Origin of the sequence: Legionella sp. PATHC039 (genome assembly GCF_026191275.1) — a bacterium.
In the GTDB taxonomy this organism is placed as follows: Bacteria; Pseudomonadota; Gammaproteobacteria; order Legionellales; family Legionellaceae; genus Legionella; species Legionella pneumophila.
The window spans coordinates 1,779,296-1,800,925 of the sequence record NZ_JAPHOP010000001.1 but is presented as its reverse complement, the minus strand read 5'-3'; the positions used below and the strand labels follow the sequence as shown (position 1 = coordinate 1,800,925).

Here is a 21,630-nt window from a genome sequence, read left to right as displayed (position 1 = left end):
GCAAGAAGTGAGAGTTTTAGCGATAATACCAGCGAGAGCTGGTTCCAAAAGGCTACCAGGAAAAAATATAAGATTGCTTGCTGGCAAACCACTTATCGCTCATAGTATTAATGTGGCTCTACAATCGAATTGCTGCGAACAAATAGTTGTTTCAACTGATAGCCGAGAAATAGCCGATATTGCAATTCAGTATGGAGCTTCTGTACCATGGCTAAGGCCCCAATCCTTAGCTGATGATTCGTCGGATGTCGTATACGCCGTCATTGATTTGTTGAATAATTATAAGAAAATTAACGTGTTTTTTGATAGTGTTCTATTACTACAACCTACTTCGCCTTTTAGAAAACCTGAAACAATTAGAAAGGCTGTTTTAATGCACCGAGATGTTGGTAATAGCGTTGTATCTATTAATAAAGTGAGCTTTAAACCTTCTTGGTACAGGACAGTAGATAATCAAGGTAACTTATGTTCCCCTAATATTTTTAGAAATTCTGATGTTTCTGAAGAAGGTGAACCAATTTATAAACTAAATGGTGCGATTTATATAGCTACTACTGAACAGCTAATGTCTAATAAATCATTTTATAGCAATCCAACAAGGGCTCTGCTTATGGATAATCCAAATGAATCTATAGATATAGATACTCCAATGGATTGGGCTTTAGTAGAAAAATTAATTGAACTGAAAGAAGAGATACTATTATGAATTGTTTTATAATTGCTGAAGCAGGAGTAAACCATAATGGTAATGTCCAACTGGCTAAAGAATTAGTTTACGCAGCCAAAGAGTCTGGCGCTGATGCAGTAAAATTTCAGACTTTCAAAGCCGACACCTTGGTCAATAAAACAGTAGAAAAAGCGGAATACCAAAAAAATAATACCCCGGAATCCTCTACCCAGTATGAGATGCTCAAGGCACTGGAACTTTCAGAAGAGGACCATTATTTACTAAGTGAATTAGCCAATTCACTCGGCATTGAATTTATGTCAACTGGCTTTGATGAACAAAGCATTGATTTTCTTATTTCTTTAGGGGTAAAGCGATTAAAAATCCCTTCTGGCGAAATTACTAATTTACCTTATTTACAACATTGTGCCAGTAAGAAGTTACCCTTAATCATTTCAACAGGGATGTGCGATCTACAAGAAGTAAGAGTAGCTATAGATACAGTAAAACCCTACTATGGAAACTCTTTATCGGATTATCTGGTTTTGTTGCATTGCACTTCTAATTATCCGGCATCTTATCAAGACGTGAATCTGAAAGCCATGCAGACATTAGCTGACGAATTTCAATTGCCAGTAGGTTATTCTGATCATACTTTAGGTATTTTGGTGCCAACATTAGCAGTAGGAATGGGGGCGCGTGTTATCGAAAAGCACTTTACAATGGATAAATCTCTTCCTGGTCCAGATCATCTGGCTTCTATGAATCCAGAGGAAATGAAGAATTTAGTACAATCCATTAGAGACGCTGAAACTGTTTTGGGAAGTGGTGAAAAAAAACCGTCGGATAATGAGCTCCCGATAAGAGCTCTGGTTAGAAGAAGTATTACTTTAAGACGTGATTTGGTGAAAGGTGAGCAAATCAGTAAAGAAGATTTGATCTTGCTAAGACCTGGTACTGGGATAGCGCCCTCTGAAATATCAAATATTGTAGGCGCTCGATTAAGTATGAATTTGTCTGCGGGTACTACTTTGTTATGGGAACATATTGAAGCGTAATGACCAGAAAAATAATTTATGTTACAGGTACACGTGCCGATTATGGACTGATGCGAGAAGTACTAAAAAGATTACACCAGTCAGAAGACATTGACTTATCGATTTGTGTCACTGGTATGCATCTTGATGCTTTGTATGGAAATACAGTTAACGAAATTAAAGCAGATCAGTTCTCAATATGCGGCATTATTCCTGTTGATCTTGCCGATACCCAACATGGTTCTATGGCAAAAGCTATCGGTCATGAGCTTTTGGGATTCACCGAGGTATTCGAAAGTGAAACTCCTGATGTCGTTTTACTGCTGGGAGATCGAGGTGAAATGCTTGCTGCGGCCATAGCAGCGATACATTTAAATATCCCGGTTGTACATCTGCACGGAGGAGAGCGCTCTGGAACCGTTGATGAAATGGTAAGGCATGCGATTTCCAAATTATCTCATTATCATTTTGTAGCAACAGAAGCATCCAAACAGCGGTTGATTAGAATGGGTGAGAAAGAAGAGAACATTTTTCAGGTTGGTGCTCCAGGTTTGGATGAAATCATGCAGTATAAAACGTCTACACGTGATGTGTTTAATCAACGTTATGGGTTTTCTCCTGACAAAAAAATCTGTTTATTAATCTATCACCCGGTTGTTCAAGAGGTTGACTCGATTAAAATCCAATTTCAAAGTGTGATTCAGGCAGCACTCACCACAAATTTACAGATCATTTGCCTTGAGCCGAATTCAGATACGGGTGGTCATTTAATTCGAGAAGTGATTCAGGAATATATTGATCATCCTGATGTTAGAATTATCAAGCACTTACATCGTCCGGAATTTATTGATTGTCTTGCAAATTCTGATGTGATGCTTGGAAATTCCAGTAGTGGCATCATAGAGGCAGCCTCATTTAACCTGAACGTAGTTAATGTTGGAAGCAGGCAAAATTTAAGAGAACGAAGCGAAAATGTCATTGATGTTGATGTTACTTATGATGCTATTTTGACCGGTCTAAGAGAAGCGCTAAATAAACCCAAGATAAAATACTCTAATTGTTACGGGGATGGAAAAGCGAGTGAAAGGTGTTATCAATTGTTAAAAACTATCCCTTTGCATTCACAAATATTGAATAAATGTAATGCATACTAACTTGAAAATAATAGGATGTGGTGGACACTGTAAGGTGGTAATTGATGCTTTATCACTGACTCAGCACTCTTTAGACATTTCACTTTGTGATGGCAATAAGAGTTTGCTGGGTCAGGAGGTGTGTGGAGTATTGGTTGATTCAACTATGGACAGTTTAGCTGACTATATTGGTTATGTGCACGTTAGCATTGGAAATAATCAGGCCAGAAAGAATGTTATTGATTTGATGAATTCCAATGCAAACTTGTTTACAATTATTCATCCGGCTGCCATTATTGCGAAATCATCGAAGCTCGGTGCAGGCTCCTTTATCGCAGCACAGGCAATACTCGGCCCTGATTGTGAGGTGGGGGTGGGATGTATCATCAATCACAGCGCTGTTGTGGATCATGAAGTAATAGTTGGTGCCTACTCACATATTGCACCCAACAGCACCTTAGGTGGACGAGTCAAGGTTGGCGAACGAGTTCTTGTTGGGGCTGGAGCAGTTGTTTTGCCTGGTGTTACTATAGGAGATGGGGCGATAATTGGAGCTGGCTCAGTCGTTGTAAGTGATGTAAAAGAAAATGCTGTTGTGAAAGGTGTGCCTGCAGTTTAAAAGGAATAAAATGATTACTATCAAAGAATTATATATAAATAAACAAGAAAGCCTGAAAACTGCTTTGAGTAAGCTGGATGCTACAGCTCAAGGTGTGTTGTTTCTCGTGGATAGTGATGAGAGTTTGATAAGGACGGTAACAGATGGTGACATTCGAAGGTTACTATTAAAAGGATTCACATTAGATTCTACTCTAGAGGAATTATCAGAGCATTCATCAAAAGCCTTACCCGCCTCGGCTACGATTCAGGATGCTTATCATTTAATGCAGGAATATGAATTAGATCATATTCCGGTTATCGATGAGAATAATCGTCCCATACGCTTGATCCACCGAAGAGAACTATCTTCCAATATCCTGCTTTCCTCTCCACATATCGGTGAGCATGAACAGCAATACGTGCAGGAAGCTTTTGCAACCAACTGGGTAGCTCCTTTAGGCCCTAATGTAGATTGTTTTGAAAAAGAAGTAGCAGAGTATATTAATGTAAAATCTGCTGTGGCTTTAAGTTCGGGAACGGCAGCAATTCATCTGGCACTCGTATTGCTTGATGTGAAGCCAGGAGATATTGTGTTCGCATCCAGTTTTACTTTTGTAGCGACAGTGAATCCCATATTGTACCAGGGGGCAACTCCAGTATTTATTGATTCTGATTTGGATACCTGGAATATGTCTCCAGTTGCTCTTGAGCGGGCATTAAGGGAAAGTAAAGCAAAAAATCAAATGCCAAAAGCCGTGATCATTGTTAATTTATATGGGCAAAGTGCTAATTATGATGCCCTATGCCAATTATGCAATGAATACAATGTGCCAATTATAGAAGATGCGGCAGAATCTTTGGGGGCTACTTATCGTAACAAATACAGCGGAACTTTCGGCAAGTTGGGTGTGTTTTCGTTTAATGGCAACAAAATCATTACTACATCTGGTGGAGGCATGTTGGTATCAGACGACGAGAGTCTGATACAAAGAGCAAGATTTTTATCAACTCAGGCTCGCGAGCCAGTGCCCCATTATGAGCACACTGTGGTTGGGTATAATTACAGGATGAGTAATGTGCTTGCTGGCATAGGCAGAGGGCAGCTAAAAGTATTGGAAAAGCGAGTTAAGGCAAGACGAGCTATTTTTGATCGATATAAGCAAGCCTTGGAATCTTATTCCTTTATTGAGATGATGCCAGAGATAAATCATGGGTATAGTACTCATTGGTTATCGACATTGGTTATGAGACCAACATCAGACAAGATCAGACCGGAAGAGGTCATTGAGCAATTAAAACCATTTAATATCGAAGCAAGGCGGACATGGAAGCCAATGCACAGACAACCATTATTTGCAGGCTCCAAATATTATTCTCATGATGAACAATTCAGTGTTTCAGATTATCTGTTTGATCATGGCATTTGCCTTCCCTCCGGTTCTAATTTGAGTTCCAGAGATATCGATAGAGTGATTCATTGTTTGTCTGATATTTTCAAATCTAAGCAAAATGTCACAGAGGTTGTGTAACTATTATGAATGAAAATAACATATTAAATGAAACTGTTATAAAGGCTGGTGATATCCAGCCTCTGAAAACTTATTTAAAAGATCTTTGGCATTACAGGATGCTGTTATGGGTTTTCACTGCAAGAGATATTAAGGTTAGGTATTCTCAAACTATCTTGGGTCTTGGATGGATAGTTGTATCTCCATTAATTACTGTAGGTGTTTTTACCTTTGTATTTGGATTTATGATAAAAATTCCCACAGATGGTTTGCCATATCTTTTATTTTATTTGGTTGCTATTATTCCTTGGTATGCATTCATGGCAATGATAAATTTGACCATGGGGTCGGTAGAAGGAAATGCAGGGTTAGTTTGTAAAATTTATTTCCCAAGGTTATTATTAGGCGGAACCTACACTTTATCAGCTGGCGTAGATTATCTTGTCGGGTTTGGTTTAATTGTCATTTGTGCCACAGTTTATCATAAACTTAATTATCATTTATTTGCTCTATTCCCCCTACTATTTGTTATTCAAGCAATGTTTGCAATGGGGTTAGGGTTGATGCTCGCTCCTTTTAGTACTCGATATCGTGATTTGAAATTATTTGTACCACTGGCATTACAATTTTATTATTTTGCAAATCCAATTTTGTACCCAATCTCTGCTTCTCCTCCTTGGTTACGTTTTTGGTATGAATTCAATCCGATGAGTATGGTGATTTGTGCGTATAGAGATGGTTTAAAGGGTAATTGGCCAAATCCCGAACAATTTATTTTTGGCTTTTCAGTTGCAATCATAGTATTTGTAGTTGGATTTAACATTTTTCGAAAACATGAACAATCTTTAGTAGATGCATTATGAACTGGATTTTAAGAGTAGATAATTTAAGTAAGGTATATAGGTTAGGTGCTGGTGCTACACAGCATGGTACTATCTATGAACAAATATCCAAAAAAGTGAAAAGGCTATTGCCTCGCAAAAATAATAAAGCAAGCGTTGAAGATGAGAATACGCAAAAATCTTCAGCAAAGGTGGTTGTTTCAGATGAGCAAACTGAAGGATTACCTCCGGGTTTTTTTTGGGCGTTAAAGAATATTAATTTCCAAATATCACCTGGAGAGCGAATAGGTTTAATAGGACAAAATGGATCTGGAAAGAGCACTTTGTTGAAAATTTTATCTAGAATAACCACTCCTACCTATGGTGAGTTTAGATACAGAGGTCATTTAATCAGCTTGCTTGAAGTTGGAACGGGTTTCCATCCAGAGTTGTCTGGGCGTGAAAACATCTACTTAAATGCGGCCATTAATGGCATGACCAGACAGCAGATTAATCTTCGTTTTAAGGATATCGTTGAATTTTCAGAATTAGGGAGTCAGATAGAGACTCCAGTAAAACGCTATTCTTCGGGAATGTATATGCGACTTGCGTTCTCTGTAGCTGCTTTCCTTGAATCTGAGATATTACTTATTGATGAAGTTCTGGCTGTAGGTGATCAGGATTTTCAGAAAAAATGTAAGGAAAAAATGCTGGAAGTGGCAAATGATGGACGGACAGTTATTTTTGTAAGTCATGATATGAATGCTATAGAGTCTATTTGTAAAAAAATTATAAAGTTATCTCATGGGAGAATTGTTGAACTTAAAGATATCGATACTACTAAAGAGGATAATTCAAGTTCAGATAAAAATAATAATTCACCAGCTCAAAATGAGACTAAGCAGACATCATCAATAATATTGAATTCAGCTCCTTTAGGAAAAGGAGGTTTATGTGCAGAGCAAAATTGGAATGATAATTTAATTAACGCTCCTCAAATAAAAGATAGAATTCAAATTTATTCTTTGAAACTTTTAAATAACTCTGGAAATATTCAAGATAAATTTACTGTAAATGAAGAAATTATTGTTCAAATTCAATTTGAAGTTAAGCAGAAGAGTTCTAGAGTTTGTGTGAGACTGGATTTATCTTCGGTGGAGGGAGTTAAGTTATTTTCAACAATGGATAATTTCTCAAATTTACCTGAGTGCAGGAGAGAATTGGGGATTTACACTGAAACATTAATTATTCCTAAAGAATTCTTAAATGAAGGTCAATTTTTAGTATCAATTATCATTACAGACTTGGATGCCATTGACCAAGAAATTAAATGTCTAGATTGTTTATCTATGAAGATAATAGATGATCAAATGCCGTTTGGAGTAAGAGGAAACTGGTTAGGGCCCTGGCCCAATAGTTTATTAAGACCAAATTTAGTTTGGAATGTTGATTTGAAGAAATCCCTGGAAGATCTTACTTCTGAAGAAGAGCTCGATAAGAAATTATTAGTAATAGATTAAGAGTAATTATATTGAATATAAGTGAATGTAAAACTCCATTGATTTGTTTATTTTTAATCTTATTAGGTTGCGATATCTCGAATGGATAAAATTGAGCAACAAAGAAATACTTTACTATTTGTGCATATTTCAACTCATTTTAAAGAAATAATACGTGTTGCTCGATTGATGAAACAAAATGGAGCTTATAATCCTTATATATTTTTTTATGTAAAGTATGAGGGGGTCAAAAGAGATATCGAGCAATGTCAATCCGAAGGAATTAGTTTTATTACTTACTTTGATTTAAATGCTTCTAGGCAATCCGGTTTTAATTTGAAACTTAAACTGTTAAGATTTTTTTTTAAATTATTACTAAAATTTTTAGAAGTCATTCGCTATCTCTTGAAGCCACTTATTTTCTTTTTTAAGTATTTATTTTATTTTCCTGGAAAATTTATTGGCAGTAAAAAAAATAATTTAACTTTCAAAAAAAATAAAAAACTCGCAGCTCTATTAATATTTTGTTATAAAATGGCTTGGCATAAGTTACCCTTTTTTTTACCACCAACTTCTCGAGCTGCATATAATTATAGTAAATACATGGATAAAATTTTAGGACAATATCAAGTCAAGTTGTTAGTATTTCCTGAGCATAATTTATTTTATTTTACCCAGTTAATTGTTCATATTGGAAAAAAAAGTAGTATTCCTTCTATTATTGTCCCATTTACTATTGCTAATACAAAAGAATGGGCAGAAACTTTTTACAACGAACCATCTCTAGCTTTATCGAAAATTTATAATAAAGTGATGTCTATTGCTTTTCCACATTGGGTTTATTGCTACAAGAATAGATCAATGATTTTGCCAGTTGATTTGATATTGCTCCATGAAATGTTTTGCATTAGTCCCAAAAATCCTTGGTTGTTGAATAGTGGGGAGATAGATTTTCTTGCCTTAGAAAGCGATGCAATGAAAGAATATTATCTGTCTGCAGGATTGGAAGAAAAATATTTGAAAGCTACGGGGGCTTTGTGTAATGATGAATTATTTCGGAAATTACTAAATGCTGATTCAAATAGAAGAGATTTATACCATTCTCTTGATATGTGCCCTTCTAAACCCATGATTCTGTGTGCATTACCACCCAATCAATGTGATTCCAGGCAAAATGTTATTGAATTTATGGATTATACGGAAATTGTAAAATACTTATTAGAACAACTATCTTCTTATGCCAATGAATATAACATAATTATTAATTTGCATCCGCGTATCAGCTTTTCCTCAGTAGAATTCATAAAAGATTATCCAGTAAAAATATTTTATGGTGATATTGCTGAAATAATTCCTTTATGTGGTATTTATGTGTCGGTTTGTTCAGCAACTATTAGAATGGCTATTAGCTGCGGCATACCAGTTATAAATTATGATCTATATCAATATGAATATGATGATTATAATAACCTAGAGGGAGTAGTTACAGTGTATGATCGCGCTGAATTTTCAAGCATTTTGGAGAAACTCGCTAAAGTTCCAGGTTTCTATCAGCAAATAAAAGAAGCTCAGTTGAGGGATAGTAAAAAGTGGGGGCAATTAGATGGAAATGCAGGACGAAATTTATTAAAGGAAATCAATCTCCTCTTGGTGTGAATGTTTTTTATTTTTACTTTTTGGTGATTACATGAATGTAATGGAGACGAAAATACCTGGGGTTAAAATTATTGAACCATCCGTTTATGGAGATGGACGAGGTTATTTTTATGAGTCATTTCAAGCTAAACGATATCAAGATTTAGTTGGTATCAAAGATCATTTTGTCCAGGATAATTTTTCTCGCTCCCAAAAAGGTGTTTTGAGAGGTTTACATTATCAGAGCCAACAAACGCAAGGTAAACTGGTGTCTGTTTTAGCTGGTGAAGTGTTTGATGTTGCCGTGGATATTAGGTTAGGCTCCCCTACTTTTGGGCAATGGGTTGGAGTGATTCTTTCTGGAGAAAACAAAAGGCAATTTTGGATTCCTAAAGGGTTTGCCCATGGGTTTTATGTTTTGAGTATTATGGCTGATTTCGCTTATAAATGTACTGACTATTATCATCCTGAAAGTGAGTTTTCCATTCATTATCTTGATCCGCAATTAGCAATTGATTGGCCATTAGGAGAGCAGGTTCAATTGTCTCCAAAAGACGCTGCAGCCAAGCCTTTAAGTTTAATAGATACTGAACTTTTACCGAGATATCAAACCTAAATGAAAATATTGGTTACAGGTGCTAATGGGCAAGTTGGTACCGAGATTATCAAGCGATTTTCTTCCTCTGAGCATGAAGTATATGCTTGTACCAGAGATATTCTAGATTGTTCCAAACTCGAACGGGTTCAGGATGTGTTATCGGAAATCAAACCGGATCTTATCATTAATGCAGCAGCCTATACGGCTGTAGATAAGGCAGAGGATGAACCTGATTTGGCTCATATTGTGAACGCTGAGTTTGTCTCTCACCTGGTGAATTATTGTAGCTTCAAAAATATCCCCTTGATCCATCTTTCAACTGATTATGTATTTGATGGAGAAAAGGAGAGAGCCTATCATGAAACCGATATTCCGCATCCAGTAAGTACCTATGGGCGTACGAAATGGGAAGGAGAGCAGGCTATTTTATCCCAACTTAAAAAATATATTATTTTGCGAGTTAGCTGGGTATTTGGTGAACAAGGGAAAAATTTTGTAAAAACGATTTTAAATTTAGCTTCCAGCAGAAAAGAATTGAATATTGTTGCAGATCAATGGGGAAGGCCTACTTCAGCTCGCGATATAGCAAGAGTACTGTTTGAAATAGTACAGAAAATCAGACATTCTTCCTTTGGCTATTGGGGGCTTTACCATTATGCAGGGCAGGGTGTTACCAATTGGCATGAATTTGCAAACGTATTTCTTAATATGGCAAAAGAGAAACAGCTTCTCTTGACTTTAACCGATTTAAATCCAATTAAGTCAGAAGAATATCCTACAAAGGCAATAAGACCTAAAAATTCGATACTCGATACAACAAAGATAGAAACAATATTGGGTATAAAAAGCTGTAGTTGGAAAAATGATTTGCCAGATGTTATCGACCGTTTTACAAAAAAGTAAGAATCACACTATGAAAAATCAGATGAACAACCTTTTGGTAACTGGAGCTGCAGGCTTTATAGGAAGTAATTTTGTTAAATTTATGAACGATAAATACCCGGAGATCAAAATAATCAGTTTGGATAAATTAACCTATGCAGGAAATAAAGCCAATTTGAGTGAAATGGCAGAATGTAAAAATCACCTTTTTGTACAAGGAGACATATTGGACAAAAGTCTGGTCTTATCCTTGCTAAGGGAATATGAAATAGATACGCTTGTCCATTTTGCAGCCGAATCCCATGTGGATAACTCCATTGATAATCCGCAAATATTTCTTGAAACCAATGTAATTGGAACTTTTACTCTGTTAGAGGCAGCAAGGGTTTATTGGCTGAATGAAAGGCAATGGGATAAATCAAAGTGTCGGTTTCATCATGTATCCACTGATGAAGTGTATGGTTCATTAGAAAGAGAAGAGCCGGCGTTCACTGAAAAAAATTCATATCAACCCAATTCCCCTTATTCAGCGTCCAAGGCAAGTTCTGATCATATAGTCAGAGCTTATTATCATACCTATGGATTACCTGTTACCACTTCGAATTGTTCGAATAATTACGGGCCTAATCAACATAAAGAGAAGTTGATTCCTAAAGTAGTATACGCTTGTGTCAATCAGCTGCCCATCACCGTTTATGGCAACGGATCAAATATTCGCGATTGGTTGTATGTCATGGATCATTGCGAAGCAATTGATACCATTATTCAAAAAGGTGTATTAGGGGAAGTTTATAATATAGGCGGTAATAACGAACTGGATAATTTAAGTTTGATAAAAATAATTTGTCAGATGATGGATGATTTAAAACCTATGGAAAAACCATATCATTCATTGATTACTTTTGTTGAAGATAGAAAAGGTCATGACAAACGATACGCCATAGACAATAGCAAAATTCAAAAGGAATTGGGTTGGGTTCCACAAGGTGATTTTGTTCATAAATTATCAAATACAGTTCAGTATTACTTAACACGGTATGAGCGCGAAATTAATGTTTAATAAATTGAAAATAATCAGGTAACATAGACTTTATTTTGATGATTAGAAATAGCATGAAGTCTCACACAGAATTATTATCATGGAATTTGCTTCAAAAAGAAGCGGATAGAATGCGTCTAAATTCAGATTCTCTAACACGCGTTGTTCCGGATTCCAACAATTATGAATCCAGTAAACAGATCAATTGTATTGAGTACGACTATTCCAGGCAGAGAGTAAACAGAACCATCATTGATTTGCTTATCGATTTGGCTAATGAAGTCAAATTACAAGAAAAAATTGATAACTTAATCAATGGTAAAAAAATCAATATCAGCGAAAACAGGCCTGCACTACATACTGCACTTAGGGACTTAGGTAATAAATCGATAATGATTGATGGACTGGATATTATGTCCGCAGTTATAAATACTCGTGAAAAAATTAAAGTTATATCCAATCAGATCAGGGAAAAGAAGTGGCTGGGCTATTCAAGTTTACCAATAACTGATATTGTAAACATAGGTATTGGTGGCTCAGATTTAGGTCCTCGTGTATGCATCCATGCTTTATCTAATTCTGTTTCCAAAGAATTTAATTATCATTTTATCTCAGATGTTGACCCGGCCAGTTTTAACGATGTTATTGCAAAAATTAATCCGCAAACCACCTTATTTATTGTTTCTTCCAAATCATTTACTACAAAAGAAACTCTATTAAATGCCAGAAAAGCTTTTGCATTGTATGAGAATACGGCCTCTATCGATCAACATTTTATAGCTGTAACCGCACATCCGGAAAGAGCTTATCAAATGGGTATTAAAACTATTTTACCGATTTGGGATTGGGTTGGTGGTCGATTTTCTTTTTGTTCCGCAGTTAATTTAATTACTGCGATTGCAATTGGTTATGAACAATTTGTTGAATTGCTGGCTGGTGCCCATGATGTTGATATTCATGTCCAATTTACTGATTTTAATAATAATATTCCTGTGCTAATGGCTTTAATCGGTATATGGAATAACAATTTTTTGAATATTCATAATTTACTTATTCTTACCTATTCAAAAAAACTGGAGCACTTTGTTCCTTATGTGCAACAGCTGGATATGGAGAGTAATGGGAAATCCATTGATGTGAATGGAAGAATGGTAGATTACGCCACTGGACCTATCGTTTGGGGTGGATTAGGAAATCAGGCACAGCATAGCTATTTTCAATTATTATGTCAGGGTACGCATCGATGTGTTGGCGATTTTATTACTTTGAAAACTAATGATGAGCATGAGATTAATTCCATGTGTCATTATAAAATGAAAGTTTTAAGTGAGGGAATTCAAACAATTGAAAATCCTTATGGGTATATTCCTGGCAATATGCCAATGAATCATCTCATTTTGTCAGATTGTTCTCCTTATACATTAGGGGCGCTGGTGGCACTCTATGAACATAAAATTTTTGTGCAAAGTGTGATATGGAATATTAACCCATTCGATCAGCCCGGTATTGAAAGCGCCAAGAGTGCTCACAGAGAAATCACATTATCAAGCGAATCATAAAGGAGCGCTCAATGCTATAAATTAGTTTAATTGTTAAACTAAGCTTTATATTTTATTGACATTATCAACGTATTTTAATGTATTACTTCAATAAACTTGATAATATTTAAGGCTATTATTTGTTCGAAGAAAAATAGAGAGTAGGCTCGATATAATGAAAGGCATTATCCTGGCAGGTGGTTTTGGTACAAGACTGTATCCTCTGACAAAATCCATTAGTAAGCATATGATTCCGGTTTATGATAAACCAATGATTTATTATGCCATCTCTACATTAATGTTGGCTAATATCAGGGAAATACTCATTATTTCAACGGAAGAGCATCTTCTGCTGTATCAAAATTTATTGAGTGATGGTTCTCAGTGGGGCATATCATTTGCCTATCTTGTGCAAAATGAACCAAGGGGAATCGCGGAAGCATTCATTTTAGGTGAAAAATTTATTGGTAATGATTCTGTTTGCTTGGTTTTGGGGGATAATATCCACCAGGGCAGAGGTTTTTCTGAATTATTACAAAATGCAAAATCAAAATTAAACGGTGCAACAGTATTTGCCTATTATGTCGATAAACCACAGGCCTATGGTGTAGTGGAGTTCAATGAAAAACAACAAGTCCTATCCATAGTGGAAAAACCAGCACAGCCCAAATCCAACTACGCAGTAACCGGATTATATTTTTATGATAATCAGGTTATAGAAATTGCCAAGAGTTTAAAACCCTCTGGGAGGGGGGAGCTGGAAATAACTGACATCAATCAGTTTTATTTATATGAAAACAAACTGGATGTCCAGATTTTGGGAAGAGGTTTTGTCTGGCTGGATATGGGTACACCAGAGACCCTGTTATCAGCAAGTAACTATATCTGTACTATTGAACAGCGGCAAGGTTTGAAGATCGGATGCCCTGAAGAAATCGCGTGGCGTATGAAGTTTATTAGTGATGATGAGTTACTGAGCAGGGCTAGAGAGCTTAATAAAAGTAGTTACGGTCAATATCTTGCAGAACTACTCAATCATAAACGGTTTTAAAAGCCATAGGTAATATAGTGACAAAAGTATTAGTGACAGGCGCAACAGGTTTTATTGGCAGTAGCTTGGTTCCGGCTCTTATTGCCGCAGGATATGAGGTTCGTTGTGCTGTGTGGCAAAAAAATCAATACATGTCTGTTGAGCAAGTTGAAATTGATAAGCTGGAGCAAGTAACGGATTGGTCAGAAGCTTTGAATGGAATCGATATTGTCATACATCTGGCTGCGCGAGTCCATGTTATGAAAGAGGATACCTCGTCCTCTCTGGAAGAGTATTGCAAAATAAACAGCATCGCCACAAAGAATTTTGCCGAACAAGCTGCAAAATACAAAGTAAAGCGATTTGTATTTTTAAGTACTATTAAGGTAAATGGAGAAGTAAGCTTGCCTCAGAGCCCATTTTCTGAGAAAAATTCAGCCCAACCAAAAGATTCTTATGCTCAGAGTAAGTTAGAAGCGGAACTCTATTTACGTGAGGTTAGTGAAAACAGTGACATGGAAGTGGTTATCTTGAGGCCTCCACTTGTTTATGGACCTGGAGTAAAAGCTAATTTTTTAAAATTATTGGGTATGGTTCAAAAAGGATGGCCATTGCCTTTTGCCAGTATAAAGAATAAGAGAAGTTTTATTTTTATCGATAATTTGATTTCGGCCATTCTAATGGTAATGACACATCCTAAAGCGGCAAATCAACTTTATCTTGTAGCAGATAATGAATCTTGGTCTTTAGCTGATTTGTTATCCTTGCTAGCACAAAATATGAAAATCAATTTAAGATTGTATCACTTTCCTAATACTTTTTTAGCCGGCCTGTTCAAGATTACAGGAATGGGCAGTTTAAATACTCGCTTGCTGAGTTCTCTGGAAATTGATAATTCAAAGATTATTTCAGACTTAGGCTGGACTCCACCAGTTGATTCATGTGAGGGCTTAAAAAAAACAGCAGATTGGTATCAATATGAATATAATGCTTAGTATTTTTTTTATACTGGTATCCTTTGTTTGTACCAAACTATTTTGTGGTATTGCACAAAATTCAAAACTAATTGATAAGCCCAATGATAGAACTCTACATTTGAAACCAACGGTTAGAGGTGGGGGCATTGTATTTATTGGTTTGTCTTTATTAATTTTACCGTTTATTTCGTATTTTACAGGCACGATTTATAAAGAGTTGGTGTTTTTATTGTTGAGCATTCTGTTAATAGCCGGGGTCAGTTTTTTGGATGATATATATGATCTCCCTATCAAGATTAGGCTCAGAGTGCAATGCATTGTCGCTTTCATTTTAGCTGTATTCATAAGGCCAGAAAAACTGGATTTTATCCTTTTTTCATTGAATCATGATTATATAATCATCCCTTTTGTTTTTTTCATGGTCATTTGGGCCATAAATCACTTTAACTTCATGGATGGCCTGGATGGCTTTTGCGCATCACAGGCTATTTATTTGCTTGCCTGCTATTTTGTTTTATTTAATGTACATCATGCTTTGGTTTACCAGGAATTTTGTTGGATTTTAATATGCAGTTTAGTTGGATTTTTAATTTTTAATTTCCCTCCAGCCAGATTATTCATGGGGGATGTAGGCAGTGCTTCATTAGGATTAATTATTTTCTCAATGGCCTTGATTGCCCAACAAAAATACCAAATTCCTGTAATTTATTGGTTTATGTTAAACAGCCTTTTTCTTTTTGATTCTACAATCACTTTATTACGACGAATCGTGAATAAAGAGCGGTGGTTTGCTCCGCACAGGAAACATGCTTACCAGCGATTAAAACAAGTTGGAATGGATACCCGTTTAATATTACTTGCTCAATTACTAATGAATGGACTCATTGGAGGTCTGGTGTTATTGAGTTGGGCACAGAAAGTGACCATATTATGCGCGTTATTTATGTTGCTGCTGATTTTATTTAGTTATTATTTGTGGATTGAAAAATTGTACCCCATGAATGCTAAATTCACCTAGTTAACTTAGATGAAAATATATTCATCATAGTATGATCTTGCTCTGCAATATTGAAGAGAAAACTTTACAATATTTGAAAAATATGGAATTATCCCGAGTAATTTTTTCCTATAAATTTCTTGATTGATATGAATGTACCTCCAGTTGAATCATTCAAAATATTGTTCGTTGTCCAGCGCTTATCTGATTTTGTGGAAATGAAGAGGGCTGCAGTTAGCCTGAAAAAATTTGGTTATCAGCCCATCATTCTATTTTGTGGTGTTGATTCCCCAATGTATGATTTAATTGTCCTTAAGGAAATTGAAAAAAGTATCAGCACAGGTGACATAGATGGATTAGAGATTTCTAATAAAAAATTACTAATAAACTTAGGGGCACCACAAAACTCAACTAATCTTCAGCCTGTCAAATACAGTTCAAAATGGGGTGTTAAAAATCTATTAAGAAGAACAAAACAATTCTATAAAGCTTCCAAAAGAAAATTAATAGAGTTAAGAAATAAAAAATATGGTGCTACTCTGGGTTTGCTAACTTTTTTATATAGGTTCATAATTTATTTTTTATCTTTAATCTTATATTTTGCCCCTTTTGTTATTGTACCAATAATTTATCAAATTAATTATTCACGTTTTAGAAAGATTGTAAAATCTGGTCAATACAAACTAATTATTTTGCCCGAAGACATTGTTGGAAAAGTAACCCCTCTGATAATAAAATCTGGCCATTCCTTAAAAGTTCCAAGCATAATACTTCCTTATACGATCGCTAATCAAAGTGAAGCATTTCAAGCATTGAAAGATCGTGATGAGTTTCAGGTCAAACATAATTTTTTTAATAAACTGATTGGAAATTTATGCAACTCTTGGGTAATGAAGGATGAAAATCGAAAAGTGCTAAGACTACCAGCAGAACATATTATGGGTCATCTTATAACTCGCTCTTCACCACCGGACCCCTGGATGATGAACAGTGGTTATGCTAATGTGATTGCCATTGAAAATGAGAAAATGTTTGAATACTATCGTAATAGTGGCATACCTGCATCCAAAATGAAAATTACAGGGGCCTGTTATGATGATAATTTAGCCTACTATTGTATGAATAAGGAAAGCGAAAGAGGACAGCTGTACCAAGAATTAGGCATAAAAAGCAATAAACCATTTTTCCTGATAGGGGGATTTCCAAATCAAATTACCGCAAGTCCTCCCGGCTTTGATTTTGAAGACGCAGAGGATGCAGTGAATTTCATTGTTGGATGCCTCGATGTATTTAAAAAGGATTATGAGATTATTTTTCGACCTCATCCAAATTTTTTAGAATTATCTGATTATTTTGCGAAAAAAAATATTTTAGTTACTCAAATAGATACAGCTCGGCTAGTCGCTTTGTCTGATGTTTATTTGGCATTCGCCTCTGCGACGATTCGTTGGGCGATATCATGTGGTGTCCCAACGATTAATTATGATATGTTTTACTATGATTTTTCAGATTACAAAGAAGTCAATGGTGTGCTTAATGTTTGTACTAAAGATGAGTTTAAGCTGGCTATGAATACCATCAGTGAACAAGAACAATTTATTGCTATTAAGAAACAACTGGAAATTGAAAAAAGAAAATGGGGTAATTTGGATGGCAAATCAGCTTATCGAATTAATGATTTGATCAGGGAGTTAATTCATCTTAAAAAAGTACCTCGAAAAGCTTATTAACTGTTTATAAAGGGTAATTATGAAGGATTTAAGTGTTGCAATAATAGGGGCAGGCCGAATGGGACGTGAGCACATTAAGGCATTTCGAGCTGTTCCAGGGGTTCAAGTGACTGGGTTATTAAGTCGGACGCATGAAAAAGCAGTGGCTCTGGCAAGTGAGTTTGACATACCTTATGTCACAGGCTCAATTGAAGAGTTAAATAACCAAACTAAAGCAGATATAGTAGTGGTTGCTGTTCCTGAGCTTGAAGCGAATCAAATTGCTAAACAATGTTTTCAATATGATTGGGCTGTGCTGTTGGAAAAACCTGCCGGATACGATTTGATGGATGCTCATGACATTGCAGAAGCGGCATTACGATCTACAAAACCTGTCTATGTAGGATTAAACAGAAGATTTTATTCAAGCTCTATGCAAATTCGTGAGCGTCTTGATGCTAAAAGTGCTGACAAGAGATTCATCCACATTCAGGATCAACAAAGTTTTGAAGAAGCAAGAGCTTGCCAGCATCCTGAGAAAGTTGTACAAAAATTTATGTATGCTAATTCAATCCACACCATTGATTTGATTCGCTTCTTTGCAAGAGGTGAAATAACTAAGGTAGTTCCTGTGGTTCCCTGGAAAAAGGAGGAAACACAGACTGTGATTAGCTATGTAGAATTTGATAGTGGTGATCATGCCTTATATGAAGGGATTTGGAAGGGACCAGGTCCCTGGGCTTGTAGTGTCAGTACTCCGAGCATACGTTGGACAATGCAGCCTTTAGAAAAGGCACGTTTTCAAAATGTCAATGAAAGAACAGTACATGATTTAACTTTGGATGATATTGATCAACAATTTAAAGCTGGATTTTATAAACAGGCTATAGAAATTTGCAAGGGTGCTAGGGGCGAGGCTAATAAAGCTATAACCTTGAAAGACAGCCTAAAAACCATGGATTTAATTCATAGGATTTTTGGTGAATAATCAAAGCTAGTGAATATTTTAGGAGCATCTATTTAATGATTACATATCCAGGAGAAATCAATTTTTCCAAGTATAAGCTTGATAGTAAACCAGAAGAAGCATTTTATGGTTTGCCGAAAGAGGTGTATTTTTGTAAAAAATGCACCTATAGCAATCAAAAGCCCAATTCTGAAAAGGAATACAAGCACACTATTGCTGCGAAGAAACCCACCATTAATTTTGATGAAAAGGGAGTTTGTTCAGCATGCCGAGTAGCGGAAAAGAAAAAGGCGGTGGATTGGGAGCAAAGAAAGAGGGAATTAAAAGAGTTATGCGATAAATATCGGAGCAAAAGTGGTCATTACGATTGTCTTATTCCTGGTTCTGGCGGGAAAGACAGTTTTTACACGGCGTATATGTTAAAATATGAATATGGAATGAATCCATTAACTGTTACTTGGGCTCCCCATATTTATACTTCATGGGGGTGGAATAATTTTCAGGCATGGATTCATGCTGGATTTGACAACTATCTGTTTACTCCTAATGGTCAGGTGCATAGACTGCTTACCAGATTAGCACTGGAAAAGTTATATCACCCGTTTCAACCATTTATTCTTGGTCAAATGTACTATCCGCCAAAAATTGCAATGGATTTGAATATTCCATTAGTGTTTTATGGGGAAAACCCATCGGAATATGGTAACAATGCTAAGGAAAATGAAAAAGCGACGAAAGATATCAGTTATTTCACTGCGAATGATATTTCCAATATTTATCTTTCTGGGATATCAGCACTTGAATTGAAGGAAGAGTTTGGTTTAACAGAGGTAGAGCTACAGCCTTATATTCCACCTAATCCCAATAGACTTGTTGAGAAAAAGATTGAGGTACAATATCTGGGATACTATTTACCCTGGCATCCGCAAGAGTGTTATTACTTTGCTGTAAATCATGGTGGATTTACACCTTCGCCTGAAAGAACAGCGGGTACCTATAGTAAATACAGTGGTATAGACGATAAGATTGATGATTTGCACTATTACACTACGTTTATCAAATTTGGGATTGGACGAGCCACTTATGATAGTTCTCAGGAAATTCGCAATGGTGAGTTGGTTCGTGAAGAAGGAGTGGCTTTAGTAAAACGTTTTGATGGTGAATACCCGGCGCGTTTTGAAAAGGAAAATTTTGAATATTTAAGCATTGATTCAAAAAAATTACCCATAGCGGCTAAGCAATTTGAGCAACCTAAAATGGATAGAGAATATTTTGAGAGATTGACTAATCATTTTAGATCACCGCATCTTTGGGCATTTGATAATGGACAATGGATATTAAGACATCAGGTATCCTAGTGCCTTAGAATAGCGGGATGTTTTTTAACGATTACTATCCTGCAAGCAAGCTGCAGGATAGGTAAACGTTCACGCCCCTTGTCACATAACCATATAAATTTTAATAATTTTTGTGAGGAGGGGTTTTTATTAGTTTAGAAAATTGCTATAAGGAGTCAAAATATAACATTTTGATTTTATGGCTGATTTATCGCAAATCAATTTAACTCCGAAGAGCTTGGAAGAAGCATTGGAGACGATAGGTCATTTGGCAAAAATAATAGTTGAGCTTAAAGAAGAAAATGCCTGCCTTAAAGAGCGGTTGAATACCAATTCGAAAAATTCCTCATTGCCACCATCGCGAGACCTTAAAAAGAAAAAGCAAAGTAAGCCCAAGAGTGGTCGGAAACCTGGAGGGCAAGCGGGACATAAAGGTCATCAACGTGCATTAGTACCTATAGAGAAAATCAACTCAGTGATTGTTTGCCCACCCCAAAGCCATTGTGATTGTGGTAAAGAGTTAGATGTTTTAGGTCAGTTTGAACGACATCAAGTTTTTGAACTACCTACCCCCCGTTATGAAGTGATTGAATACCAGCTTCAAACTGGATGCTGTAGAACATGCCGACGCCGCTATCAAGGCAATTTGCCTGAAGGCGTGAGTCGTAAGGGATTTGGTCCCAGAGCTCAAGCGATGGTGAGTTTATTGACCAGTAAATACCGGCTGAGTAAGCGTTTGGTTCATGCTTGGTTTGCTGATGTTTATCAAATGCCCATTTGCTTAGGAAGTGTATCGAATGTTGAGCACACGGTGAGTCAATCACTCGAGCAAGCTCATGAAGAAATTAAAGCCCAAGTTCAAAACGCAACAGTGATTCATTTAGATGAAACAGGCCATAAAGAATGCTACCAAAATGGTTGGGCATGGATTATGAGCACACAGGAAGCGACTTATTTCAAATTAGAGCGTTCTCGAGGAAGGAAAATTGCTAAAGAACTCATTGGTGATTTTCGAAACCACATTTATGTAACAGATCGTTATTCTGCTTATGATTTTTTGCCGGATAGGAATCGTCAAGTGTGTTGGGCTCATTTGAAAAGGGATTTTCAAAAAATATCCGAACTCCCTGGAGTGCCAGGAAAAATAGGAAAAAGGCTTCTTAAAGCTTATGAGCGTCTTTTTAAGTTCTGGAAAACAGAGTATGACCCAAACATGCTCTCGTTTAAAAAACCTAGAAAAAGGTTTCGTTATTTTAAAGCAAAATTACTTCGTCATTTACGAGAAGGAGCTCGGTGTTCACATAAAGCAACAGCTAGAACATGCACTAATATTTGGGAGTCTGTTGGTAGCTTATGGAGCTTCTTTGAACTACCTAATGTTCCTCCAACAAATAACCACGCTGAGCGTCAACTCAGACCTCTGGTTATTTCTAAAAAACTTACTTTTGGAACTCAATCTGAGCGAGGCAGTCGTTTTATTGAACGTATCTTTTCTGTTATTGCTACTTGCAAACAACAAAAAAATAATGTCTTAACATTTATCATGGAAGCCCTTCTAAAATGGACTTCTATTCAAATATAATTAAACGCCCCTTTACATGGAGCGTGAACGTTTACCAGGATAGTAATCGTTAAGACAAAAAATTCCTTTTATTT

General features: G+C 36.2%; 19 protein-coding genes. All 19 read left to right on the top strand.

Translation table 11 applies throughout. The features are described 5' to 3' along the window. The first annotated feature begins 7 nt into the window (after window positions 1-7). The 19 genes from OQI99_RS08175 (at window position 8) to tnpC (ending at window position 21,556) form a co-directional block, all read left to right on the top strand. Window positions 8-706 (top strand): cytidylyltransferase domain-containing protein, encoded by a 699-nt coding sequence (locus tag OQI99_RS08175; protein WP_061513629.1) that lies wholly within the window; start codon window positions 8-10, stop codon window positions 704-706. Beyond that, window positions 703-1,725, top strand: a complete 1,023-nt coding sequence (gene legI, locus OQI99_RS08170; protein ID WP_061513628.1) for a N,N'-diacetyllegionaminate synthase — start codon at window positions 703-705, stop codon at window positions 1,723-1,725. The genes OQI99_RS08175 and legI overlap by 4 nt, the downstream gene beginning before the upstream one ends. Beyond that, window positions 1,725-2,858 carry a UDP-N-acetylglucosamine 2-epimerase gene (gene neuC / locus OQI99_RS08165; RefSeq protein WP_061513627.1) on the top strand — a complete coding sequence of 378 codons (1,134 nt, stop codon included), beginning with the start codon at window positions 1,725-1,727 and terminating at the stop codon, window positions 2,856-2,858. Before legI ends, neuC begins: the two co-directional genes overlap by 1 nt. After that, complete coding sequence (locus OQI99_RS08160; protein WP_061513626.1) at window positions 2,848-3,456, top strand: acetyltransferase; 609 nt, start codon at window positions 2,848-2,850, stop codon at window positions 3,454-3,456. Before neuC ends, OQI99_RS08160 begins: the two co-directional genes overlap by 11 nt. Before the next feature lie 10 nt (window positions 3,457-3,466). After that, window positions 3,467-4,966, top strand: coding sequence for an aminotransferase class I/II-fold pyridoxal phosphate-dependent enzyme (locus tag OQI99_RS08150; RefSeq protein ID WP_061513625.1), 1,500 nt, complete (start codon window positions 3,467-3,469; stop codon window positions 4,964-4,966). Window positions 4,967-4,971: 5 nt separating this feature from the next. Beyond that, window positions 4,972-5,808, top strand: a complete 837-nt coding sequence (locus OQI99_RS08145; protein WP_061513624.1) for an ABC transporter permease — start codon at window positions 4,972-4,974, stop codon at window positions 5,806-5,808. Beyond that, complete coding sequence (locus tag OQI99_RS08140) at window positions 5,805-7,286, top strand: polysaccharide ABC transporter ATP-binding protein (RefSeq protein WP_061513623.1); 1,482 nt, start codon at window positions 5,805-5,807, stop codon at window positions 7,284-7,286. The genes OQI99_RS08145 and OQI99_RS08140 overlap by 4 nt, the downstream gene beginning before the upstream one ends. Before the next feature lie 81 nt (window positions 7,287-7,367). Beyond that, a complete protein-coding gene (locus OQI99_RS08135) occupies window positions 7,368-8,921 on the top strand; it encodes a hypothetical protein (protein WP_061513622.1) in 1,554 nt (517 codons plus the stop codon). A gap of 31 nt (window positions 8,922-8,952) precedes the next feature. Further along, window positions 8,953-9,516 (top strand): dTDP-4-dehydrorhamnose 3,5-epimerase, encoded by a 564-nt coding sequence (gene rfbC, locus OQI99_RS08130; RefSeq protein WP_061513621.1) that lies wholly within the window; start codon window positions 8,953-8,955, stop codon window positions 9,514-9,516. After that, window positions 9,517-10,401 carry a dTDP-4-dehydrorhamnose reductase gene (rfbD, locus tag OQI99_RS08125; RefSeq protein ID WP_061513620.1) on the top strand — a complete coding sequence of 295 codons (885 nt, stop codon included), beginning with the start codon at window positions 9,517-9,519 and terminating at the stop codon, window positions 10,399-10,401. Then, window positions 10,361-11,440: a dTDP-glucose 4,6-dehydratase gene (rfbB, locus tag OQI99_RS08120; RefSeq protein WP_061513619.1), complete on the top strand. Its 1,080-nt coding sequence runs from the start codon at window positions 10,361-10,363 to the stop codon at window positions 11,438-11,440. The genes rfbD and rfbB overlap by 41 nt, the downstream gene beginning before the upstream one ends. A 53-nt stretch (window positions 11,441-11,493) precedes the next feature. Next, the gene (pgi, locus tag OQI99_RS08115; protein WP_061513618.1) at window positions 11,494-12,978 is read left to right on the top strand and encodes a glucose-6-phosphate isomerase; all 1,485 of its coding nucleotides are present in this window, start codon (window positions 11,494-11,496) and stop codon (window positions 12,976-12,978) included. Window positions 12,979-13,132: 154 nt separating this feature from the next. Continuing rightward, window positions 13,133-14,008 (top strand): glucose-1-phosphate thymidylyltransferase RfbA, encoded by an 876-nt coding sequence (gene rfbA, locus OQI99_RS08110; protein ID WP_061513617.1) that lies wholly within the window; start codon window positions 13,133-13,135, stop codon window positions 14,006-14,008. Between the two features lie 17 nt (window positions 14,009-14,025). Next, window positions 14,026-14,982 (top strand): NAD-dependent epimerase/dehydratase family protein, encoded by a 957-nt coding sequence (locus OQI99_RS08105; RefSeq protein ID WP_061513616.1) that lies wholly within the window; start codon window positions 14,026-14,028, stop codon window positions 14,980-14,982. Then, window positions 14,966-15,982, top strand: coding sequence for an MraY family glycosyltransferase (locus OQI99_RS08100; protein ID WP_080447374.1), 1,017 nt, complete (start codon window positions 14,966-14,968; stop codon window positions 15,980-15,982). The genes OQI99_RS08105 and OQI99_RS08100 overlap by 17 nt, the downstream gene beginning before the upstream one ends. A gap of 128 nt (window positions 15,983-16,110) precedes the next feature. Beyond that, window positions 16,111-17,691 carry a hypothetical protein gene (locus OQI99_RS08095; RefSeq protein ID WP_061513615.1) on the top strand — a complete coding sequence of 527 codons (1,581 nt, stop codon included), beginning with the start codon at window positions 16,111-16,113 and terminating at the stop codon, window positions 17,689-17,691. Between the two features lie 19 nt (window positions 17,692-17,710). Beyond that, window positions 17,711-18,658, top strand: a complete 948-nt coding sequence (locus tag OQI99_RS08090) for a Gfo/Idh/MocA family protein (RefSeq protein WP_061513614.1) — start codon at window positions 17,711-17,713, stop codon at window positions 18,656-18,658. 35 nt (window positions 18,659-18,693) lie between these two features. Continuing rightward, window positions 18,694-19,995, top strand: coding sequence for an N-acetyl sugar amidotransferase (locus OQI99_RS08085; RefSeq protein WP_061513613.1), 1,302 nt, complete (start codon window positions 18,694-18,696; stop codon window positions 19,993-19,995). Window positions 19,996-20,173: 178 nt separating this feature from the next. Next, on the top strand, window positions 20,174-21,556 hold the full coding sequence (tnpC, locus tag OQI99_RS08080; RefSeq protein ID WP_265731689.1) for an IS66 family transposase: 1,383 nt from the start codon (window positions 20,174-20,176) through the stop codon (window positions 21,554-21,556). Window positions 21,557-21,630: the final 74 nt, after the last annotated feature.